Below are 22,327 nucleotides of genomic sequence, written 5' to 3'. Positions count from 1 at the left end.
GCCGTGCTCTCTCTAGGCCTCGGTATGGAACGGGGCCGTCCTGCTACGTGCTCTTTACTTCTTGGTCGCGTCGACCTTGATGTTGTTCTTCACCTGCTTCACGCCTTCAATGCCACGGGTGACCGTTGCAGCGTGATCGGCTTCAGCTGCCGTGGCGACCGTACCGGTCAGCGTCGCGACGCCGTTGTTGGTTTCCACGGCGATGTCCAGCGCGCTCAATTGCTTGTCGGCAACGTAGGCGGCCTTGATCTTGGTGGTTACGGTGGCGTCGGAGGCGTACTCGCCCACGGATTGCTTGGGCTTGCCATCATCCGCCGCAAAAGCCATGGAAGTGAAGACAGCGCCAGTTCCCAGTGCGGCGGCGGCGATCAGCTTGCGGAATTCCATAGTCGTGCTCCTTGTTCGTATGGTCTGCCGCGATAACAGGCTGCGCGGCAGACGATCAAATTTATTGTGTAGGGGTATGCGTTCTATCGACGTGTTCTATTTTTTTCGCAGGGCGCCGCTCAAGATGGACAAGAGCGCCAGCACCAGGAATACGAAGAACAGGATCTTGGCGATACCCGCGGCCCCGGCGGCGATGCCGCCAAAGCCGAGAACCGCCGCGATGATCGCGATGACGAAGAAAACTACGGCGTAATGCAACATGTCAGCTTCTCCAGTGGTTTCGACCGATCAAGGCGGGGCGAGATTCAGGGATTGCGGTCGAAGAAATCCCGGACTTCCTTTTGCGCTTCTTCCTTGGTCTTGCCGTAGCGCTCTTGGATCAGACCGGCCAGGCGTTCGGCATTGCCTTCCGTGCGGGTCAATTCGTCGTCGGTGAGTTCACCCCAGGCGGCTTTGGCCTTGCCAGTCATTTGCTTCCACTTGCCGGCGATGATGTCGTTGTTCATGGTGACCTCTCTTCTTCTCTGCGTGCGACACAAGGCTCATGGCCTATAAGTCTTGCAGTCGCGGTTGACTAGGACACTGATCAGTTAGCCCCTACCGTACGAGCCGGCCAGGGGGCTGTCAAACCTCGCTGTCGGCAAATGTAACAGCGGAAAGGCGGGTTCCTGGCGCGCTTTCCGACGGAAGAAAGAGGGGGCTGGCCATAGGGCAGGAGTTACATTCCGGCAATGTCTTGTCCCCTTTTGAGCGGGCCTCGTAACGGAAGATGCGGCGGTTTTTTGGGACGCACGGCCCTGGTTGGGTTGAGGGTGGGCCGGTATAGTCGTGACGGAACACTTCGTGATTCAACACTTCATGCTTCATCAACGAAAAAGGAAGGGGCACGCATGACGCAACGACTTTGCAGCGCGATTTTGCTGACGCTGGCCGCCATGGCGGCGGTGGGATGCACGCACGTGACGGACCGGTACCAGGCCACGGCGCCCACGCAAGCGGTGGCCACGCCCAGCACCTGATCGCGTCGGCCAAGGCCGTGGGCGGTGCGTGGTATGGCCGTGGGCCATATGGCTGCCTGGCCGGGCAATGCAAACGGGGCGCCTGAGCGCCCCGTTTGCGTGTGCGGCGGTTGAGTTGCCGCGCGGGTCTATCCACCCTGGCCCAGGGCTACGGCTGCGCGATGCGCTTGGCGATGTGGTCCAGCGCTTCTTCCACCTGGTCCACCAGGATCAGGCACAAATCCCCGGTTTGCAGCCGCGCCAACGCGGTGTCGATCGCCAGGAATTCGCCGTGGATCTCTTCAATGTGCCGCGCGCGCGGGGCGCCGACCAGGCCCTCCTGCAGCAACGCCAGCACTTCGCCGTCGGCGCGTCCGCGTTGGCATTGGTCCTGGTACAGCAGCACGTCGTCAAACGCCGCGCCCAGAATTTCCGTCTGCATGCGGATGTCCTCGTCGCGGCGGTCGCCCGCCCCGCTGATGACCACTGAACGGCGCTTGGCGGGCATGGCGTCCACCGCGCGCACCAAGGCAAGGATCGCGTCGGGGTTGTGGCCGTAGTCCGCGATGACCGTGGCGCCTCGGTAGTCGAACACGTTGAAGCGTCCGGGCGCGGTCTGGGCATCATTGACGAAGGTGGCCAAGCCATGGCGGATGACGTCCCAGTCCAGGCCCAGCGCCCATGCGGCTGCAATCGACGCCATCGCGTTTTCAACCTGGAAGGTGATCGTGCCGTTGCGCGTCAGCGGGATGTCGGCCAGCGCAAAGCGAATCTCTTGCGCGCCCTGCGCGGCCACGATCGCGTCGCCGTCGCGGTACACCGAACGCAGGCCCTGCGCGCGGTGCGTGGTCAGCACCGGGTGGTTGCGGTCCTCGGCAAAGTACGTGATGGACCCCGGGCAACTGCCGGCCATCTCGGCCACGATGGGGTCGGCGGCGTTCAGCACCGCGGTGCCCGTCGGATGCACGTGCTGGACGATGACGCGCTTGACCACGGCCAGGTCTTCCACCGTGCTGATGTAGCCCAGGCCCAGATGGTCGCCCATGCCGATGTTGGTGACGATGGCGACGTTGCAGCGGTCAAACGCCAAGCCTTCGCGCAGGATGCCGCCACGCGCCGTTTCGAATACGGCCGCGTCCACGTCCGGGTGCATGAGCACGCTGCGCGCGCTGCGCGGGCCACTGCAATCGCCGGTGTCGATGCGCAGGTTGTTGACGTACACGCCGTCGGAATTGGTCATGCCGACGCGGTTGCCGGCCGCGCCCAGCAGATGGGCGGTCAGGCGCACCGTGGTCGTCTTGCCGTTGGTGCCGGCCACGGCCACGACCGGAATGCGGCCGTCGTCGCCGTCGGCGTACATGTTGGCGATGATGGCTTCGCCCACGGGGCGGCCCTTGCCGAACGAGGGGTTCAGGTGCATGCGCAGCCCTGGCGCCGCGTTCACTTCCACCACGCCGCCATGCTGGTCTTCCAGGGGGAAGAGCACGCTTTCGGCCACCACGTCCACGCCGCAGATGTCCAGGCCGATCATGCGGGCCGCGGACACGGCGCGTGCCGCCATCTCGGGGTGGACTTCGTCGGTCACGTCGGTGGCCGACCCACCGGTGCTGAGGTTGGCGTTGTTGCGCAGGAAGATCAGGGTGCCGGGCGCGGGCACGGAATCCGCGTCGAAACCCTGTTTTTGCAACGTGGCCAGCGCGATGTCGTCAAAGCGGATCTTGGTCAGCGAGGTGGCGTGCCCGTCGCCGCGCAAGGGGTCGGCGTTGACCTGATCGACCAGTTCGCGGATGGTGTGCTGCCCGTCGCCCGTGACCTGGGGCGGGTCGCGGCGCGATGCCGCCACCATGTTGCCGCCCACCACCAGCAGGCGGAAATCGTGGCCGGGAATATAGCGTTCCACGATGACTTCCGAACTGATTTCCTCGGCGACCTCGAAGGCCTGGATCACCCGTTCGCGCGTTTCGATATTGACGGCCACGCCGCGGCCCTGGCTGCCGTCGCGGGGCTTGACGACCACCGGGCCGCCGAGCGCTTGCGCGGCTTCCCAGGCTTCTTCGGCCGACGTTACGGAACGGCCCATTGGCACCGGCACGCCGGCGGCGTCCAGCAGCATCTTGGTCAGGTCCTTGTCCTGCGCGATGGACTCCGAGATGGCGCTGGTCAGGTCGGTTTCAGCGGCCTGGATGCGGCGCTGCTTGCTGCCCCAGCCGAACTGCACCATGCTGCCTTGCGTCAGCCGGCGATAGGGAATGTTGCGCGCCACGGCGGCGTTCACGATGGACCCGGTGCTGGGCCCCAGGCGCACATCTTCATCCAGATCGCGCAAGCGCTTGAGCGCGTCGGCCAGGTCGAACGGGGTGTCGTCCAGCGCGGCGCGAACGAGTTGCTGGGCCAGCTCCATTGCCAGCAGGCCGACGGCTTCTTCGCTGTATTCCACCACCACCTGGAACACACCGGGTTCGATGGTGGCCGACGTGCGGCCAAAGGTGACCGGGCAACCGGCGTACGCCTGCATCGTCAGCGCGGCAATCTGCAAGACATGCGCAATGGACACGGCGCCCTGATGGCCTTCCGGGCGCATCAGCCCGATTTGCGGCAGCCGCGCGCGCAGGCGGGCTTCGAACTCGGGCAGGTTGTCGATGGAGCACTCGGCGTCGGCACAAGAAACAATGGCCTCGATTGCCGTGTTCTTGCTCCACAGATTGGGGCCGCGCAGGGCACGGATACGGGAAACTTCCATGGCAGGTGTTCCTGTCAGTATTGTTGAATCCAGCGGCGCACCAGATCGATGGTGGGGCCGGAGAAGGCTTCGTCGGATTGCAGCAGGACGAAGTCGCCCGCCGCCATGCCGTTCAGCACGCTCTCGATGGCCTTGCCATGGTCAGGCTCGTCCTGGATGTCTTTCACGCGGCTGCCTTGCGACAAGCCCTGGCGCAGCAGCGCGCGCGCCTGCCCCGTCGGACGCTTGCTTTGCACCGTGTTGTCGTCGTAGAGCACAACGCGGTCAAAGGCATCGCCCAGCAGGCGGCCCTGTTCGATCAGGTCCGCGTCGCGGCGGTCGGCGCCGGCGGAATAGACGGCGGCGCGGCTCGACGCCGGGAATTGATCAATGGCGGCGATCAGCGGGCGCAAGGCCGACGCATTGTGTACGTCGTCCACCACGACCGTGGCGCCGTTGCGTTCAAACAGCGTGAACTGCCAGGGCGCGTCGGCCTGGTGGATGTCAAAGGTTTCGATGCCGGCGCGGATCAGCTCCACGGGAATGTCCAGGGCCCAGGCGGCGCCCACCGCGGCCAGCACGTTTTCCACCTGGAAGGCCACGCGCCCGCCGTGGGTCAGCGGAATGGCGGCAACATCCGCCAAGCGCTCTTCGCGGGTGCCCTGCGCCAGGACGATGGCGCCGTCGCGCACAAACACCGCGCGGCCGTCCTGTTGCAGGTGGGCGGCAATGGCGGGCAGGGCGGGGTCGATGCCAAAGAAGATCACGGAACCGTCGCACAGCTCGGCCATCTCGACCACGCGCGGGTCGCGTGCGTTGAGCACGGCCACGCCGGTCGGCAACACTACATCGACTTGCGTGCGGAACACATTGAACATGCGCTCCGTTTCGTTGATGTCGAAGTCGCCCAGATGATCGGCGTCGTCAATGTTGGTGACTACGCCCACCTGGCAGCGGTCATAGGCCAGGCCTTGGCCCAGGATGACGCCGCTGTCGTTCTCGATGACGGCGGCGTCCACGTTGCGGTTCATCAGCAAACGGGTGGCCGAGGCGAAGTCGGCGTGGTCGCCCTTGTGCGCCAGGCGGCGGTCAAGGTAGAGGCCTTCACTGCAGGCCAGGCCGGTGCGCTTGCCCGACAGGTGCAGCAAGCGCGCGACCAGGCGCGCCACGACGGTCTTGCCATTGGTGCCCGTCACGCCCACGATGGGAATGCGGCCCGCGTCGCCTTCCGGGAACAGGTGGTCGACGATGGCGCGGCCCACGGGGCGCGGCGTGCCGTCGGCCGGCTTCAAGTGCATCAGCAAGCCGGGGCCGGCGTTGACTTCCACGATGGCGCCGCGCTGCTCAGCCAGCGGCCGGGTGATGTCTTCGGCCACCAGGTCCACGCCGGCGATGTCCAGGCCCACCACGCGCGCGGCCAAGGCCACGGTGGCGGCAATGCTGGGATGCACGCGGTCGGTCACGTCGAAGGCCACGTTGCCGCTGCGCTGCACCAGCACACGCTGCCCTTCAGCCGGCACGCTGTCTTCCGACATGCCCTGGCGCGCGATTTCCAGCCGGGCGGCGGAATCCAGGCGCACGAAATTCAGCGGATGGTTTTCGGTGCGGCCACGGCGCGGGTCGATATTGATCTGGCTGTCGATCAGTTCAGTGATGGTGGACGTGCCGTCGCCCGTCACCCAGGCCGGTTCGCCGGCGGCGGCGGCCACCATGCGGTTGCCCACCACCAGCAGGCGGTGCTCGTTGCCAAGCACGAAGCGTTCGACGATGACGCCGCTGCCTTCGTCCACCGCCACGCGGTAGGCGGCCACCACGTCTTCGCGGGTCGTCAGGTTGGTGAACACGCCCCGGCCATGATTGCCATCGTAGGGCTTGACCACCACCGGCAGGCCGATGTCTTCGGCGGCGTCCCAGGCGTCGTCTTCGCTGTCGACCAGACGGCCTTCCGGCACCGGCACGCCGCAGGTCGACAACAGTTCCTTGGTCAGGTCCTTGTCGCGCGAAATGCCTTCGGCGATGGCGCTGGTGCGGTCGGTCTCGGCCGTCCAGATGCGGCGCTGGGCCGAGCCGTAGCCAAACTGCACCAGGTTGCCTTCAAACAGGCGGATATACGGAATATCGCGGTCATCGGCGGCATCCACGATGCAGGCGGTGCTGGGCCCCAGGCAGTGCTTGTCCACCAGGCTGCGCAGTTTGGCAACGGTGGCGGGCACGTCGAACGGGCGGTCTTCAATGGCCGCCATGACCAGGTCGCGGGCTTCGTTCAAGGCGGTGCGCGTGACCTGTTCCTGCCAGGCGCGCACCACAACCTTGTAGACGCCGCGAGTTGACGTTTCCCGGGCTTTGCCGAAGCCGCCGCGCAAGCCGGCCAGGTTCTGCAATTCCAGGGTGACATGCTCAAGGATGTGGCCGGGCCAGGTGCCTTCTTTCAGGCGGGCCAGAAATCCGCCGCGCACGCCGGGGCTGCATCGGTGTTCGATCAGCGTCGGCAGCCATTCGGACAGGCGCTCGTAAAACCCGGGAATGGTGTTGGACGGGTAGTCTTCCAGTTCACCAATATCCACCCATGCTTCCAGGACCGGGCGATAGGTCCAAATGTTCGGGCCGCGCAAAGCCACGACATCGAGAAATTCAATGTCTTTCTTTTTCATGTTTTAATTTACGTGAGAAGCAGGTTGGCACGCGCGGACGCCCCTAGGTAAGACCGCGAATCTATTAAGAATTTTCGGGGTTGCGCTTCAAGAATAATGCCAACGAGTGGGGGATCCCAGATATTCCTAATTAGAAAAATCGGCTGCTACTATACGACGCCTTCAAGGCGTCGATTCGTTGTGTTGTAAGGAAGGGACACGTTTGCCGCCGTGGGTGGTAAACCGGTTGCCGCCTAGTAGGGCAGAGTCCTGGCCCGGTATGCGTTCCAATGAAAAAACCACACCTGCTTTCTGGCCTTGCCGATGCATTTCCTGCCCGCTGGCGGGACGAAATCCGCGCTGAACTCGCGGATGACGAAACCTTATTGGCCTGGGTTGAAATTGACCTGGACCAGCGGCTGAAGTTCCATCCGGGGCTGGTCGCAGCCACCGATCGCCGCCTGCTGGCCCGCAATTCCGCCGACAACGGCTGGGAATCCTGGGTCTATGGGCCGCAACTTTCGCTAAGTCTCACCGATCATGCGGGCGCCGCCGTGCTGGAATTGCACGACGATGCCGCCCGCCTGGCGGTCTGGCGCTTCACCCTGGCCCGCAATCCGGCCGCGCTGCGCCTGTTGGCCCAGTTCGAATCGCAACAGGCGATCCGGCTGTCCGGCCAAGCCGAAGAAGCGCCGCAAGAGCGCAACTGCACCGTCTGCAATAACGTCATTCCCGCAGGCGAAGAGGAATGCCCCACCTGCAACCAGGAACTGGCCGCGCCGTCGTCCACCTGGGCGCTGTTGCGCCTGTGGCGATTCGCCCGGCCGTATCGCGGGCCCTTGCTGGCGGGATTTTTGCTGACCTTGCTGGGCACGGCCGCCACCCTGGTGCCGCCGTACCTGACCATGCCGTTGATGGACGAGGTGCTGATTCCGTTCCAGAACGGCGCGCCGATCGACTACGACAAGGTCCGCTTGTATTTAAGCGGTTTGCTGGCGTCCGCCTTGCTGGCTTGGGGGTTGGGCTGGGCCCGGACCTACATCCTGGCCTGGGTCAGCGAACGCATCGGCGCCGACCTGCGCACCACCACCTATGAGCATTTGCAGCAGTTGTCGCTGGAATATTTCGGCGGCAAGCGCACGGGCGACCTGATCTCCCGCATCGGCAGCGAGACCGATCGCATTTGCGTGTTCCTGTCGCTGCATCTGCTGGACTTCGCCACCGACATCCTGATGATTGTCATGACGGCGGTGATCCTGGTGACGATCAACCCCTGGCTGGCGCTGGTCACGCTGGTGCCGCTGCCGTTCATCATCTGGATGATCCACGCGGTGCGCGACCGTTTGCGCCATGGCTTTGAAAAGGTCGACCGCATCTGGTCCGAGATCACCAACGTGCTGGCCGACACGATTCCCGGCATTCGCGTGGTCAAGGCGTTTGCGCAGGAAAAGCGCGAGGTTGCGCGGTTTCGCGAAGCCAATAACCGCAACCTGGAAGTCAACGACCGCGTGAACACCACCTGGTCCTTGTTCTCACCCACGGTGACGCTGCTGACCGAAGTGGGTCTGCTGGTGGTGTGGATATTCGGTATCTGGCAGGTGTCGCAAAACCAGATCACGGTGGGCGTGCTGGCGGCGTTCCTGGCGTATATCGGGCGCTTTTACATGCGCCTGGATTCGATGAGCCGCATCGTCTCGGTCACGCAGAAAGCGGCCGCCGGCGCCAAGCGCATCTTCGATGTGCTGGACCATGTGTCCAGCGTGCCCGAGCCGCAAAAGCCCGCCACGCTGCCGCAGATCAATGGCCGCATTGAACTGCGCGACGTGGGCTTTCGCTATGGCAACCGCCAGGTGATCCGGGGGCTGGACCTGACCATCGCGCCGGGCGAAATGATCGGCCTGGTGGGGCACAGTGGTTCGGGCAAGAGCACGCTGATCAACCTGATCTGCCGCTTCTACGATGTGTCTGAAGGCGCGGTGCTGGTGGACGGCATTGACATCCGTTCGGTGCGCGTGGCCGACTATCGGCGCAACATCGGGCTGGTGCTGCAAGAGCCTTTCCTGTTCTTCGGCACCATTGCCGAGAACATCGCTTACGGCAAGCCCGACGCCACCCGCGACGAAATCGTGGCGGCGGCGCGCGCGGCCCACGCGCATGAATTCATCCTGCGCCTGCCGCATGGCTACGACTCGCTGGTGGGCGAGCGCGGCCAGGCCTTGTCGGGCGGGGAACGCCAGCGCATCTCGATTGCGCGCGCGCTGCTGATCGACCCGCGCATCCTGATCCTGGACGAAGCCACGTCGTCGGTGGACACCACTACCGAAAAAGAAATCCAGAAGGCGCTCGACAACCTGGTACGGGGCCGCACCACCATCGCCATCGCGCACCGCTTGAGCACGCTGCGCAAGGCCGACCGGCTGGTTGTGCTGGACCGGGGCCAGATCGTGGAGCAGGGGCCGCACGAAGAGTTGATGGCCCACGAGGGCGCTTACTATCGTCTCTACCAGGCGCAGGCGCGCCAGGCGGAAGCCGACGCGCAGGCGTCGGGCAGCGAAGACATGGCCGCCGTGGCCTGACGCGGAATCGGGATTCTCTTCATGACCTTGCCTTCCTCGTTGCCTCTTTTTGATCTGCGCCGCAATGCCTTCGGGCGTCTGGAATTCATCTCCGCCGACGGCGAGACGCACGAAGGGGTCATCCCCGTGCGCGCTTTCCCGATCAGTGAAGCCGGCCGAGGCCTGTCGCTGGTGACCAGCGACGGCCATGAACTGCTGTGGATCGAACAGCTGTCCGACGTCCCGGCGCCGCAGCGCGCCTTGATCGAGGAAGAACTGGCCGGGCGCGAATTCATGCCCGAAATCCAAAAGCTGAGCAGCGTGTCCACCTACGCCACGCCCAGCACCTGGAAGGTCGAGACGGATCGCGGCCCCACATCGTTCACGCTGCGCGGCGAAGAAGACATCCGCCGCCTGAGCCCACAGACGCTGTTGATTGCCGACAGCCACGGCATTTTCTATCTGGTGCGCGACATCCTGTCCCTGGACAAGCACAGCCGCAAGCTGCTGGATCGCTTCCTGTAAGTGGCTCGCGCGGGCAGGGGTACGCGCGTTACGCGTTGCCCAAGCGCTACCCAAGCGCGCTAAGCGCTGCCTTTGAACGGCGTATGGGATTCCAGTTCGCCCAGGTAATCCGTGACCGCCGACGTCTCTTCATCCAGGAAGTTCTGGATGGCGTCGGCAAAGCCTGGATGCGCCACCCAATGCGCCGACCACGTCGGCGTGGGCAGCAAGCCGCGCGCCATCTTGTGTTCGCCTTGCGCGCCGCCTTCAAAGCGCTTGATGCCATGCGCGATGCAATACGCGATGGACTGCATGTAGCAGGTCTCGAAGTGCAGCCCCGGCACGTATTCCGTCGCGCCCCAGTAGCGACCGTACAGCGCGTCGCCGCCCGCCAGGTTCAAGGCCACCGCCACGGGTTCGCCGTCACGTTCGGCCAGCACCAGCACAAAGGCGTCCGGCTGTTCGCGATGCGCGCGTTCGAAGAAGTTGCGGTTCAGATACGGCGGGTTGCCATGTTGGAAGTACGTGCGGCAATAGCAGTCGTAAAAGAAGCCGAGTTCGGCGGGGCCGATCTCGGCGCCGCGTAGCCAGCGGAACGACACGCCGGCGGCGGCGACCTTCTTGCGGTCTTGCCGGATCTTCTTGCGTTTGTCGTGGCTCATCATCGCCAGGAAAGCGTCGAAATCCGCGTAGCCGGGGTTGGTCCAATGAAACTGCACGCTCTCGCGCACCATGAACCCCGCCTCGCGCAACACGCGCATATCGGCGTCCGACGGAAACAGCACGTGCAGCGACGACACCTTGATTTCCTCGGCGAAGGCAACCAGGCCGCGCACGAGCGTGGCGCGGTCTTCGTCGTTGGACGCCAGCAGGCGCGGCCCCGTGACCGGCGTAAACGGAATGGCCGACAGCAGCTTGGGGTAATAGCGCATGCCGTGGCGCTGGAAGGCGTCGGCCCAGGCGTAGTCGAACACGTACTCGCCGCGCGAATGGGACTTCAGGTAAAGCGGCACGGCCGCCGCCAGCGCATCATCTCGCCACAGGGCAAGATAATGCGGCGCCCATCCCGATGCCGGTGCGGCGCATTCCGTTTCGTGCAGCGCGCACAGGAATGCATGCCGCAAAAAGGGTTGATCACCGGCCAAGGCGTCCCAGGCGTGGGCGTCGATGCGGGACAAGTCGGTTTCAATGGTCAGGCGCAGGGAATCCATCCGTGAATGATAAAGTCATCGACAGCGCACGGGTTTGAAACCGTGGGCTTTTTCAGGGTTTGCGGTGGCATGCGCCACCTGGGATTGAAAACACCATGGACAGCAACACAATGCCCGCCGCGCCGCGCGGGCACGTCGACGACTGCTTGCGCGGGCAGGCACTGGCGGCGCTGGCCGCGCGCGAATGGCCAGAGAAAATGGCGGCCGTGCGAGGTATCTCGGATACCGCCGTGCTGGACTGCCAGCGGGAATTCGTGGCGCCCACCGGCTTGCCCGGCCGGCCGCAACGCCCGGAACTGGTGGCGCCCGCCCAGGTCAAGCATCGTTCCATGGCCACGGTCGAGGGCCGCGCGGCACTGCTGCACGCGCTGGCCCACATTGAGTTCAACGCGGTCAATCTGGCGCTGGACATTCTGTGGCGGTTTGCCGGCATGCCTGACACCTTCTATCGCGACTGGCTGCGTGTTGCGCGCGAAGAGGCCTACCACTTCGACCTGCTGCGCCAGCGGCTGGCGACGCTGGACCATGCCTATGGCGACTTCCCCGCGCACAACGGTTTGTGGGACATGGCCGAGCGCACCAGCGGCGACCTGCTGGCGCGCCTGGCGCTGGTGCCGCGCACGCTGGAGGCGCGCGGGCTGGATGCTTCGCCCATGATCCGCAATAAATTAGCGGGGGCGGGCGACGCGGAAAGCGCGGCCATCGTCGACATCATCCTGCGCGACGAAATCGGTCATGTCGCCATCGGCAACCATTGGTTCAAGCTGCTGTGCGCGCAAGCGGGCAAGGAGCCCGTGGCCTGTTACGCCGAACTGGCGCAACGCTATGGCGCGCCCCGGCTGCGCGGCCCATTCAACCTGGAAGCGCGCCGCGCCGCCGGGTTCGACGACGCCGAACTCGCCGCGTTGCAGGCGGATCAACCGGAACTGAATACCCGATGACACCCATCACCATTGATGCGCTGCTGACGGGCACGGTGCGCCCGCTGGGTGATTCCGGCCGCGATAGCGGTATCGACAAGCGCCCCGTGGCCGAGCGCCTGTGGCTAGGCGCCGAAGGCCTGCGCGGCGACGAACAAGCCGACCGCCGCTTTCATGGCGGCCCGGAAAAAGCGCTGCACCATTACGCCCGCGACCACTATTCGACCTGGCGCGCCGAGCTGGGTGCACGTGTCGTGCTGGATGCCCCGGGCGCGTTCGGCGAGAACATTTCAACCACCGGGCTGACCGAAGCGGATGTCTGCGTGGGCGACGTCTATGGCGTCGGCACGGCGTTGATCCAGGTGTCGCAGGCACGCCAGCCGTGCTGGAAGCTGGACCACCGATTCGGCCAACGTGGCATGGCGGCGCGCGTGCAAGCAAGCGGCATGACCGGCTGGTACTACCGGGTGCTGGAAGAAGGCTGGCTGTGCGTGGGCGATACGCTGGCGCTGCGCGAACGGCCTCGGCCGCAATGGCCGTTGTCCCGCGTGCAAGACATCCTGAACCGACGCGTGCTGGATGCGGACGTGCTGCACGCCCTGGCAACGATGCCCGAGCTGTCGCCGAATTGGCGCGCGCTGTTCGAGAAGCGCGCGCAGGCGGGGCAGGTGGAAGATTGGACCCGACGACTGGAAGGCGACACCGCGCTTTCAGCACCCAAGGAACGTTGAACATGAAGCATCCCCGCATGAAGCACTCAGGCATGAACCCCCCAGGCATGAAGCAACCCTATCGCGCGGGAAAGCAGTTCCTGGCCCTGGCGCTGTGCAGCGCCGCGATGGCATGGTCGGCGGCGGCACAGGCTGCCGACGCCTACGCCGCCTGCCTGTCGCAATTGCGCGGCCCGGCGCAGAAAGCGGGCGTGTCCACGACCACCTTCGATACGCACACGGCCGGGCTGTCGCCCGACATGGCGGTCATTGATCTGCTGGATGCGCAGCCCGAATTCAAGACGCCCATCTGGGACTACATGGCGGGCCTGGTGGACGACGAGCGGGTGGCGGACGGCCAGGCGGGCATGGCACGTTGGCAAGCGGAGCTGGCGCGCGCGGCATCGCGCTACAACGTCGACCCGGCCACCATTGCGGCAGTGTGGGGCGTGGAAAGCAATTTCGGCCGCACGCTGGGTGGCCGGCCCTTGTTGACGTCCTTGTCCACGCTGTCGTGCTTTGGCCGCAGGCAAGGGTATTTCCGGGGCGAATTCTTCGCCACCTTGAAAATCATCCAGGACGAGCACATCGCACCGGAACGGCTGGTGGGGTCCTGGGCGGGCGCCTTCGGCCAAACGCAGTTCATGCCGTCCACCTATCTGCGGCTGGCGGTTGATTTCGATGGCGATGGCCGCCGCGACCTGGTCGATAGCGTGCCCGATGCGCTGGCGTCCACCGCCAACTTCCTGAAGCGCGCGGGCTGGAATCCGCAACTGGCCTGGGGTTATGAGGTGCGCCTTCCTTCCGGGCTGGATACGGCGGGCGCGGGGCGCAAGAACAAACGTCCGATGTCGGCGTGGGCCAAGCAGGGCGTGACGCGCGTGGACGGACAGGCCTTGCCCGGGGGCGAGACGCCGGCCGGCCTGTTGCTGCCGGCGGGCAGGAAAGGCCCGGCGTTTTTGGTCACGCGCAATTTCGACGCGCTGTATTCCTACAACGCCGCCGAAAGCTACGCACTGGCCATCGCCCATCTGTCTGACCGGCTGCGCGGCGGTGGGCCGTTGGTCCAGCCTTGGCCGACGGACGACCCGGGCCTGTCACGAGCGGAACGGCGCGAATTGCAACGCCTCTTGATCGCCAAAGGCTATGAGCTGGGTGAACCCGATGGCATGGTCGGCGCCCGCACGCGCCAGGCCTTGCAGGCCGCGCAGCGCGAGCTGGGCTTGCCCGCGGACGGAAGGGCGGGGCAGAAGGCGCTACAGGCGCTGCGGGCCTCGGCTTCGGCCCCCGCTTCGGCCACGCCGCGCTGACCGGTCCAGACCCGCCAGATTTACAAGTTTTGCAAAGATCCCGCGCCAGGTAACCACCCTGACATGCGCGCCGCCAGCCGGGGCCCTATACTGGTTTTCCCAATTTTCAGGAGCACTGCGATGAGCCTGTTGGATACCTTGGCCTCTATGGCCGGCGGCGGTCAGCAAGGAGGCTCGGCGACGTTGCTGCCGGCGCTGATCGAGCAATTGAATAAATACCCGGGCGGCCTCAGCGGCCTGATCGCCAGCTTCCAGAAAGGCGGCTTGAGCGAAGTGATGGCGTCGTGGGTAGGCCCGGGCCAGAACATGCCCGTCAGCGCCGACCAGTTGGGTTCCGTGTTGGACCCCGGTGTTGTCAACGAGCTGTCCGCCAAGACGGGGCAGGACACCGATTCTGTGCTGGCGTCGCTGTCTTCGCTGCTGCCGCAATTGGTGGACAAGGCCACGCCGGAAGGCGAGGTGCAGCCCGGCCAACAGTTCAACCCGACCGATCTGCTGGCGTCGCTGTCCGGCATGTTCGGCAACCGCGGCTAAGGGCGGCACGGGGCTTTCCCCTGACGTACCGTCTGCTTTCATCCCCCTCGCGTCGGCGCATGTTTCAGGCGCTGGCGCTTGGTGCATTGGCGCCTTTGGTCGCCTGCGCGCCGCCCCTGTCCTTGAACGCCACCTTCCTGCAATTGTGGCGCAGCCATCTGGACTTGAGCCCCGACGACTGGCGTGTGCGTTTGTCGGCCTACCGCCGTTTGGGATGCCGCGAGATCTTCCTGCAATGGGTGGGCCTGGAAGGTGGCCGGCCCGACGATTGGATGGCGTCCGACGCCGTCCTGCGCATGATCTTTGACGAGGCCGAGCACCAGGGCCTGGGCGTGCATGTGGGTCTGCCCTACGACCAGCGCTGGTGGGACGTGCTGGCCAAGCCGGATCAAGCGGCGCTGACTGCCTATCTGGAACAGACGCGGGCACGCGGCGTGACCTATATGCAGGCCGCGCCCTGGCCCAAGCGCAGAGCTTTTCGCGGTTGGTATGTGCCTTACGAGCTTGAGCAATACAACTGGGCATCCGCCGAACGGCAGGCGCTGTTGCTGCCCTGGCTGGATGCCTTCTCTCGCACGGCGCAGGCCACCAGCCCGGGCGTGCCCTGCATATCCACCTACTATTCCCGCTTGCCCGGCGAAGGCTCGTTGACGAAGCTGTGGAGCAACATTCTGGACCGGGTACGTATCCACCCCATGATCCAGGACGGCGTGGGCGTGGCCGGCTTGGCCAACTACCAGTCGCTTGCCCCCTTGCACGACATGCTGCTCGCACGGCGCGCCTCGTTCGACTTGATCCTGGAACTGTTCGAGGAGCTGCCTTCGGGCAGTACGGACGGGTCCTCCTTCAAGGCACGCTCGGCGGATTTCGATCGCGTCAAACAGCAATGGGAAGTGGCGCGCGGCTATGGCGCCAAGCGGGTGGTGGCGTTTGCGATCGACCCTTGGGTGATCGACAACACACCCGAGGCGCGGGCACTGATGCAGGCTTGGTTAGCGGCGCGCGTTTGATGCCTGGGGGCAGGGCGGTGGCGCCCGTGCGAGGTCAGTACAGCCTTCAGTAAAGCCTTCAGTACGACAGGGTCAGGTTGATGAACAGGCCGCGCGCCCGGTCGGCCGAGCCGCCGCCGATGTTGAAGCGGTACTGCGTGGTCAGGTCCAGATACGACCGTGGCGCGTTGTAGTGGTCTTCGCGGAACCAGTAACGTACGTTGACGCCGGGCCCGGCGCCCAGCGACCACGACGAGCCATTGCCTAGCTGATCTACGCTAAACGACTCGCCCTGGGAGGAGAAAGATGCGCGGTTCTTGTTCCACAGCCAGTCGGCGCCCACTACCGCATAGGGAAAGAGCACCAGCCGGTCGCTGATGGCGTCCAGGCGATAGCTGCGGCCCACGCGCACTTCGCCGGCGCCGAACGCCTGGTCGCGCTTCATGCGGCCCGAGATCTTGTCGCTGTCTTCGCCCGTAACGTTGTCGCGCAACCAGAATTTCGCCGGCATGTCCTGCCAGGAATAACCGGCCTGCAGATAGCCTTCCATCGTGAACCAATCGGGCCGGTCGATGCGCAGCGTCGTGCCTTCGTACAGGCCGTAGGTGACGTAGGCCAGCCAGGCGCCGTTGTCGGCGGTGGTTTCGTAGTGCGGTGATTGATTCGTCTGGTTCAAGGCGCAGCGCAATGCGGCGGGTGCCGGACTGAATGTGCCGCGTCGGGTGGCGGTGCCCAGGTTGAACTGGCGTTCGATGCCGAACGTCAGCCCTACTTCGGTGGATGGCGTGAAGCGCATGCCCAGGGATCCGATCGTGGTGGGAAAGCCGGCGATGCCTTCGTTGCGGGTTTCGGCGACGTCGATGCTGCCCCCGCAAGGGTCGGCCACGGTCTGGCCCGTGGTGGTGCCGCCGTTGTCATAAAGCGTGTTGGAAACGCGCCCGTACAGTTCGAAGGTTTGCGTGGCGGAGTTCATGAAATCCGCTGGACGCCAGAAGATCTCGGCCGTGCTGAAGATGGCGTCGCCCGGCACGGTAATGGCCGCGCCACCCAAGCCCGACGATGCCGGCCGCGCGCCACGATAGCCGGCGGAAACGTAGCCGCCCCATTCACGCGATAGTTCGCCGATGCCGCTGCGGGTGTCAAAGCGCTGTTGCGGCGTCAAGGCCAGCTTGCCCGCATCGGCCTCGTCGATGGCCTGCTTCAAGTTGTTGACCGCGCCGCGCTTGTCGCCGGCGCCAGCCCGCGCGTAGCCTTCGTCCAGAATCACGGTGGGCGGCGCTTTGCCGGTGGCGCGCGCGGCTTCGAAATCCCGCAGCGCAAGCGCGGGTTGCCTCATGCGCTGGTACAGATAGCCCCGCTGCATCAGCAGCGTGGGGTCGTCGGGCTGGGCCGCCAGCGCGTGGCTCATGCGCTGCTCTGCCTCGACCAATTCGGCGCCCTTGCCGGCCGCCAGCGTGGTCGTCAACAGGCGCTGGTAGTCCTGGTTGTTGGGGTCTTGTGCCACTGCCTTGCGGGCTTGGGCGATGGCTTCGGCGTAATCTTCCCGCGCGTAGGCGGCATAGGCCAGCGCGGCAGGGCCGCCATTGCCGGCGGTGTCGGACGGCAGCAGTTGGCAAACAGTGCCGGCAGGCGTGTCGCGGCAGTCCTGCACAGGCGCGGGGTAATTGCCTAGCGTCAATGTGGCGGGCACGGCGGGGCGGGAGCGCGCGCGTTTTATCCGTGCATTGGCCGCGTCGTCCTGTTGGCCCAAGGGTTCTAGCAAGGCCAACGCGCGCGCATTTTCGCCGGCCGCCAACGCCGCATCGGCGGCAAGCAGGCGGACGTTGCGGCGTTGCGCATCGTCTTGTGGGTCTTGCTTGAGCGCGGCGTCAAAGTCTGCATTCGCCAGGTCGGTCTTGCCCTGGCGCTGGCGCAGATAGCCGCGCATGACAAGCGCCGTGGTGTTGCCGTTATTTTGCGTGATGGCATCGGTGGCGGCCGCTTCGGCGGCGGCCAATTGGTCGTCCAGCATCAGGGCGTTGATCAACAGCAAGCGGTGGCTGGCGGAGTCGGGCGCCAGCGACACCGCTTGGCGCGCCAGCGGCACGGCGTCGTCTGGGCGGTTGGCGCTTAGCGCCTGGTAGGCCGCTTCGGCCTGCTTGGCGGCCATGCGCGCATTCATCGTCTGGCGGCGGGCGGCCAGGTCTTTCTTGTTGGGGGCGCCTAGCGCAATCGCCTTGTCGGCGGCGGCTTCGGCCTGTGCGTACTGATTCTGGGCTTCCAGCGCGTCCAGCCACAGCATGGCCCAGGCGCCTTGCTTGGGATCCATGCGAAAGGCCTGCTCGGCGCCGCGCGCGGCGGCGGCATAGTCGCCGCGCTTGTAGTCGGCGTAGGCGCGGGTGGCGATGGGGTAAGCGCGGCTGTAGGCAGAGGCGGGTCGAGGAGCAGGTGGGGACGGCGTTGCGGTGGATGTGGTGGCGGCTGTGGTGGCTGTGGTGGCGGCTGTGGCGGCGGGTCGGGTGGCTGTGGCCGTGGGCATCGCCGGCGTAACGGCCGGACCGGGAGCGGGGCGCAGGTTGGCGCGGGCCTGCCGCAACGCGGGCGTATCCACCCCTTCCTTGACGGCGTTGGCGGCGGCCTGTTCCGCCTCTTTCAACTTTCCCTGCTTTTGCAGCGCGTAGATCAGCAGCAGGTGCAGCCGTTCCACGTCGGGCCGCAACACGATGGCCGACTCCGCCTGCTGCGCGGCCAGTTCGTACTTGCCCGCGTCAAAATTCTTGTAGGCCTCTTCGGCGAAGCGGTACGCCGCGCCTTCCAGCGGGGCTTCCGTCTTCGCCGCCGTCTGTGCCGTGGCGGGCGAGGCGGTCCATACGCATGCCAGCGCGGCGGACAGAATGAGCGAGCGGGTCAGCGGGATCATGTCGTCGCGGGTTTGTCGTCGGCGTGTGGTGGCGGCGCCACCTGGCCCGATTGTTGGAAGTCGATGGCTTCGTTCAGCGTGCCCTCGTCCAGCCAGCCTTGTTCGGTCAGAATCTGGCCCAAGGGCTTCTTGTCACGCGCCTGGATCTCAAGCGCGCGCGCCAGCGTGTCCTGGTCGATGGCCTGCCACGACAGCAGCAGTTCGCCCAGCCGCTTGCGTTGCTGCGACAACTGGTCTGTGCTGGGGAAGTCGTGCATGGTCTTGTCCCAAGCCAGGCGTTTGCCGGTGATCAGATGCACGATGAACAGGCGCCAGGCGCGCGCCGCCGCCATGGCGTTGATGAAGTTGCCCACGATCATGCGGGGTATCGACAGCACTGCGTGTTCCCAGCCATACATGTGGCCCACGAAGTACGCCCGCTGCACCACGCGCAGCAGCAGGGCGAAGGCATTGAGCCACATCAGCGTCACCAACCAGCCGCCGGGCCGGAAGTACGACGGGTAGTACACCGTCCACCAGCCGAATTTATCCGCCAGGAAAAACAGGAAAAAGTTAGCCAGCAGCACGTAGGCAAGAATCGCGATGAACGACGTGACCAGGCCCTTGCGGTCGCGGAACAGCAGATACCGGTTGGCGAGTGATCCCGTCCAGCCCACTTGCTGCCAGCCTTGCAGGCCGATGCCCAGCGTCCAACGCGCCTTCTGTCGGTACGCGGTACGGAAGGTGTTGGGAAAGTATTCGCGCACACCCAGCGGCATGCGAATGCTGGAGACCTTTTCGCGGCCCAGGCCGAACCAGGCGCGCCGGCGCGTCACGTATTCCACCTGGAACTTCCCGAAAATCTGCTTCATGCCGCGTTGCGCCAGCCGCGCGCCGATGTCGTAGTCCTCGGTCAGTGTGTCGGTGTTGAAAGGCTGGTTGTTGGTTTCCGCCGCCAGTTCTTCCAGCGCACGGCGCGAAAAGCAGGTGCCCACGCCCGCCGACGGCACCATCTTCGACAAGCTTTCGCGCACCACCAGATCTTTGGTGTGCCATTCGGCGAACTCGTCCATGTAGGTGCCGGCGACCAGCTCATGCCAATGGCGTTCCAGCGACGTGACGGGCAGTTGGATGAAGTCGATGCGCGGCAACAGATAGTTGTAGTACTTCAGTTCCAGCGGGTGCAGCACGTCTTCACTGTCGTGCAGGATGACGCCCGCAAACGGCTCGGGCTGCTTCGCGTTCTGCGCAAAGATGGCCTGCACAATCCAGTTCAGGCAGTCTGCCTTGCAGGTCGGCCCGTCATGCGGCACTTCCACACGGATCAACTTGCGGTATCGGCGCCGCATCCTTTCCACTTCGTCGATCGTGCGCTGATCGTTCTGGTAGGTGCCGGCGAAGATCATGTAGTTCTTGTATTCCAGCGTCGACACCATGGTCTCAAGCATCGACGAGATCACGTCGTACTCAAGCCAGGCGGGCACCATGATCGCCAGCGGTTGTTCCGGTTTGGCGCGCAGTTCTTCGGCGGACAAGGCCGTATAGCGACGCTTGACCGTCAGCGAACGCCGCATCTCGCGCAACCAGTACCAGGCGTCGATGAACAGATCGTCCAGGCTGGAGAGCAGGATGATGACGCCGACGATGGCGGTCACCACTTCCAGCCCGCGGTAATAGTCCGCGATGAAGTAGGGCCAGTAAAGGGAAGACATGGGGGCAGACCTGGCCGGCTTACTTGGTGTCCCTGGTCTTCCTGCGATTCACCCGCCGGGCAAGGATCAGGACCAGGATCAGGACCAGCAACGCGACGCTGATGGCCGGCACGCTCCAGGAGACGTAGCGGCGCCACTCGAAGAAGGCGCTTTCGCCCGCGCCCGGTGGGTGGCTGGCGTCGGGGTTGGCGCTGTCTATCCAGGCAATCGGCCCCGTGGCGCCGATGACGGCGACATTGCCCCGGTTCAGCACGAAAGGCGCGTCCAACTTGCCCGGGTGTTGGCCCAGCGTGTGCCACAGCAGCCCATCCTGGCCATTGCCGCGCACGACTTCCGCCGTGCTCAGGTTTTCCAGCCCGGAGATGTCGAGCCACGTCGCGGTCTTGCCCGCTACCGTCAACTGCTTGCGATCCGTGACCTTGACGATGGGTTCGGCGCCATCCACCGCCACTTCCATCGCCAGGAAAGGTCGGCCGGGCTTGACCGCCTGGCCTGCCGGCGCCACCGACAATTCCGCGCGCGTCGGCGATACGCCGCTTGCCGAGGCAATGCCAATCACGCGCTTGATGTTGTCGGGCGCGTCGGCCAGATAGGTGTCGGGAATGATCAGTTGCGGGTTGCCCGCCATCAAGGGCAGCAGCCCGACAAAGCTGCCGTCCGGCTGCGCCTTGCCCGGCTTCACATAGCTGGTCGGCAGGACGTTGACGGGGTAGCCCTGCGGGATCTCATTGCAATCCACCGAGACCGGCTGCCGCTGGAACGTGACGCGCACGGCATTGTTGACGCCCAGGGCATAGCCCGGAACGCGCGCCCTGAGGCGTTCGGGCTTGCCATCCGCGTCCATCTGCTTGGCCGTCAGCAGGATGCCGTTCCAGAAGACGGAGGCCACCGGTCGCGTGGATGAGGCGCCGGGCGCGGCGGCCAGGTCCATCACCAATTCGTCGGGCATGAGGCCGCCCGAGGACACTGCCGACAGCGGGAACGTGGTGGTCCAGTCGCCACGCGACGCAACATCGAAGCTGTCGGCGGATCCGCCCAACGACGTCAGGCGCAATGCCCCATCCGCGCTTAGCGGCGGCGTCGCGGCCTTGACGTTGACCTGGCGGGTCACCAAGATGCGCCGCCATGCGCTGTCGAAAGCGCCGGCGGCTTGCGCGCCCGCATCGGCGGCCACCGCGATCACGGCTTGTCGGCCCAGCGGCAGCAGCCGGATGTCCTTGGCGGGCAGGTCGGCGCCGGCCAGCGGCATGCGCGCCTGGCGCCACGTCTTGAAGGCGTCGGCCGCGTCGCTGTCCGAGGCCAGTTGCGCTTGCAGCGCATCCAGCGCTTCGTTGTAGCGGGTGCGAAGTGCGGCATCGACAATGGCGACGTCCGCGCTGACGGCGGGGGCGCCCAGCACCAGCAAGGCGCCCAGTTCCGCCGGGCTGGCCAGCTTGTGATTTTCCTTGCCTGCGATGGCGGCAAAGGCGGCGACCCGTTCCAGACCCGCCGGTACTTGCAGCCCGCGCGTGTCGATTTCGTCGCCCACCGACGGAAACGCCCGGACCGAGACCCGCTTGCCCGTGCGCTCCAGCGCCACGCCAAGGCGCCAGGCACTATCGAAAGCCTGCTGGTCGAGCTTAGGGCTTGCCACCATCAGCACGGGCTTGCCGGGCAGGGTGCCCCAGGCGTCATCCAGGTTCTTGAGGGCCGAAGCGTCGTAGCGGTAGCTCAACCGGGTCTGCGGCGAAATGGTCAGCGCGTTGGCAGTGGCGCGGTTGCTTTCGCAGTGGCGCAGCGCGATCTCCGACTGCCAGTCCACTCCCAGGCGCAGGAAGCCGGTCTGGCGGTTGCGCTGCTCGACCGTCAGATTGCGCGCCACCGTCCCGTCGCCATCGGCGATGCGTTGAGCGGTTTGCGGGATGCCGTCCAGCCACAGCACCATGTTGGTCCGGCCCGATTCGCCTTTGGTGTATTTGGCGTCGAAACCCAGGGTGGCGTCCAGGATCGGTACGCCGCGCGGCACGGGCAAAAAGAACTCGTGGTGCGCATCGCTGTTGGTCAGGACAACCGGCTCGGTAATGCCCAGGTCTTGCAGCGTGATGTTGCGCGTTACCCAGTCGTCGTTTTGCAAACGCCGCAGCGCGTCGCCGGCCGGGCTGGCCAGCGTAGCCAAGGGAAGCAGTAGTCCCGCCGCCATCAGTGCGCGGCGTAGGGTTCGGGCAACAGGAAAGTTCGGTGCGGGGTGGTGCATGCGGACTCCGGGGCAGGAATGCGTCGCGGGGGGATGC

General features: G+C 65.4%; 17 protein-coding genes. 8 read left to right on the top strand and 9 right to left on the bottom strand.

Features of this window, described 5'->3' with window-relative positions; translation table 11 throughout:
• Positions 1-54: 54 nt before the first annotated feature.
• The 3 genes from M2361_RS22025 to M2361_RS22015 all read right to left on the bottom strand — a co-directional run bounded on the left by M2361_RS22025 (position 55) and on the right by M2361_RS22015 (position 893).
• Positions 55-387, bottom strand: a complete 333-nt coding sequence (locus M2361_RS22025; RefSeq protein WP_259251790.1) for a BON domain-containing protein — start codon at positions 385-387, stop codon at positions 55-57.
• 96 nt (positions 388-483) lie between these two features.
• On the bottom strand, positions 484-648 hold the full coding sequence (locus tag M2361_RS22020; protein WP_006218179.1) for a DUF1328 domain-containing protein: 165 nt from the start codon (positions 646-648) through the stop codon (positions 484-486).
• A gap of 44 nt (positions 649-692) precedes the next feature.
• The gene (locus M2361_RS22015; protein ID WP_050447836.1) at positions 693-893 is read right to left on the bottom strand and encodes a CsbD family protein; all 201 of its coding nucleotides are present in this window, start codon (positions 891-893) and stop codon (positions 693-695) included.
• Between the two features lie 384 nt (positions 894-1,277).
• Between M2361_RS22015 and M2361_RS22010 the strand changes: the two genes are divergently transcribed.
• A complete protein-coding gene (locus M2361_RS22010; protein WP_259251789.1) occupies positions 1,278-1,406 on the top strand; it encodes a hypothetical protein in 129 nt (42 codons plus the stop codon).
• A gap of 148 nt (positions 1,407-1,554) precedes the next feature.
• On the opposite strand, the gene cphA (M2361_RS22005) is transcribed toward M2361_RS22010, so the two are convergent.
• A complete protein-coding gene (gene cphA / locus M2361_RS22005; RefSeq protein ID WP_259251788.1) occupies positions 1,555-4,125 on the bottom strand; it encodes a cyanophycin synthetase in 2,571 nt (856 codons plus the stop codon).
• Positions 4,126-4,139: 14 nt separating this feature from the next.
• Positions 4,140-6,755, bottom strand: coding sequence for a cyanophycin synthetase (gene cphA, locus M2361_RS22000; protein ID WP_259251787.1), 2,616 nt, complete (start codon positions 6,753-6,755; stop codon positions 4,140-4,142).
• Positions 6,756-7,024: 269 nt separating this feature from the next.
• Here cphA (M2361_RS22000) and M2361_RS21995 point away from each other — a divergent pair, with 269 nt between their 5' ends.
• Positions 7,025-9,310: an ABC transporter ATP-binding protein gene (locus tag M2361_RS21995; protein ID WP_259251786.1), complete on the top strand. Its 2,286-nt coding sequence runs from the start codon at positions 7,025-7,027 to the stop codon at positions 9,308-9,310.
• 21 nt (positions 9,311-9,331) lie between these two features.
• Entirely contained in the window at positions 9,332-9,814 is a 483-nt protein-coding gene (locus M2361_RS21990; RefSeq protein ID WP_259251785.1) for a DUF1854 domain-containing protein, read from the top strand.
• A 59-nt stretch (positions 9,815-9,873) separates the two neighbouring features.
• Here the strand turns inward: M2361_RS21990 and M2361_RS21985 are convergent, their stop codons facing one another.
• On the bottom strand, positions 9,874-11,004 hold the full coding sequence (locus M2361_RS21985; protein WP_259251783.1) for a GNAT family N-acetyltransferase: 1,131 nt from the start codon (positions 11,002-11,004) through the stop codon (positions 9,874-9,876).
• A 95-nt stretch (positions 11,005-11,099) separates the two neighbouring features.
• Between M2361_RS21985 and M2361_RS21980 the strand changes: the two genes are divergently transcribed.
• The 5 genes from M2361_RS21980 to M2361_RS21960 all read left to right on the top strand — a co-directional run bounded on the left by M2361_RS21980 (position 11,100) and on the right by M2361_RS21960 (position 15,488).
• Positions 11,100-11,945 (top strand): ferritin-like domain-containing protein, encoded by an 846-nt coding sequence (locus M2361_RS21980; protein ID WP_259251782.1) that lies wholly within the window; start codon positions 11,100-11,102, stop codon positions 11,943-11,945.
• Positions 11,942-12,655, top strand: coding sequence for an MOSC domain-containing protein (locus M2361_RS21975; protein WP_259251781.1), 714 nt, complete (start codon positions 11,942-11,944; stop codon positions 12,653-12,655). The genes M2361_RS21980 and M2361_RS21975 overlap by 4 nt, the downstream gene beginning before the upstream one ends.
• 107 nt (positions 12,656-12,762) lie before the next feature.
• The gene (locus M2361_RS21970; protein WP_259252641.1) at positions 12,763-13,944 is read left to right on the top strand and encodes a lytic murein transglycosylase; all 1,182 of its coding nucleotides are present in this window, start codon (positions 12,763-12,765) and stop codon (positions 13,942-13,944) included.
• Between the two features lie 120 nt (positions 13,945-14,064).
• Entirely contained in the window at positions 14,065-14,478 is a 414-nt protein-coding gene (locus tag M2361_RS21965) for a YidB family protein (protein WP_259251779.1), read from the top strand.
• Positions 14,479-14,537: 59 nt separating this feature from the next.
• Positions 14,538-15,488, top strand: a complete 951-nt coding sequence (locus tag M2361_RS21960; protein WP_259251777.1) for a DUF4434 domain-containing protein — start codon at positions 14,538-14,540, stop codon at positions 15,486-15,488.
• Positions 15,489-15,546: 58 nt separating this feature from the next.
• Here M2361_RS21960 and M2361_RS21955 read toward each other — a convergent pair whose 3' ends face one another.
• From M2361_RS21955 to M2361_RS21945, 3 genes are read right to left on the bottom strand one after another with little or no spacing between them, the layout of a single operon-like run.
• A complete protein-coding gene (locus M2361_RS21955; protein ID WP_259251776.1) occupies positions 15,547-18,366 on the bottom strand; it encodes an NfrA family protein in 2,820 nt (939 codons plus the stop codon).
• A complete protein-coding gene (locus M2361_RS21950; protein ID WP_259251775.1) occupies positions 18,363-20,057 on the bottom strand; it encodes a glycosyl transferase family protein in 1,695 nt (564 codons plus the stop codon). Before M2361_RS21950 ends, M2361_RS21955 begins: the two co-directional genes overlap by 4 nt.
• Before the next feature lie 19 nt (positions 20,058-20,076).
• The gene (locus M2361_RS21945; protein ID WP_259251774.1) at positions 20,077-22,290 is read right to left on the bottom strand and encodes a cellulose biosynthesis cyclic di-GMP-binding regulatory protein BcsB; all 2,214 of its coding nucleotides are present in this window, start codon (positions 22,288-22,290) and stop codon (positions 20,077-20,079) included.
• Between the last annotated feature and the right edge of the window lie 37 nt (positions 22,291-22,327).

Origin of the sequence: Achromobacter sp. JUb104 (assembly GCF_024806975.1) — a bacterium.
Classification (GTDB): domain Bacteria; phylum Pseudomonadota; class Gammaproteobacteria; order Burkholderiales; family Burkholderiaceae_B; genus Achromobacter; species Achromobacter spanius.
Note: the sequence above shows the minus strand (reverse complement) of the source record. Positions and strands in the feature narration are given on the sequence as shown.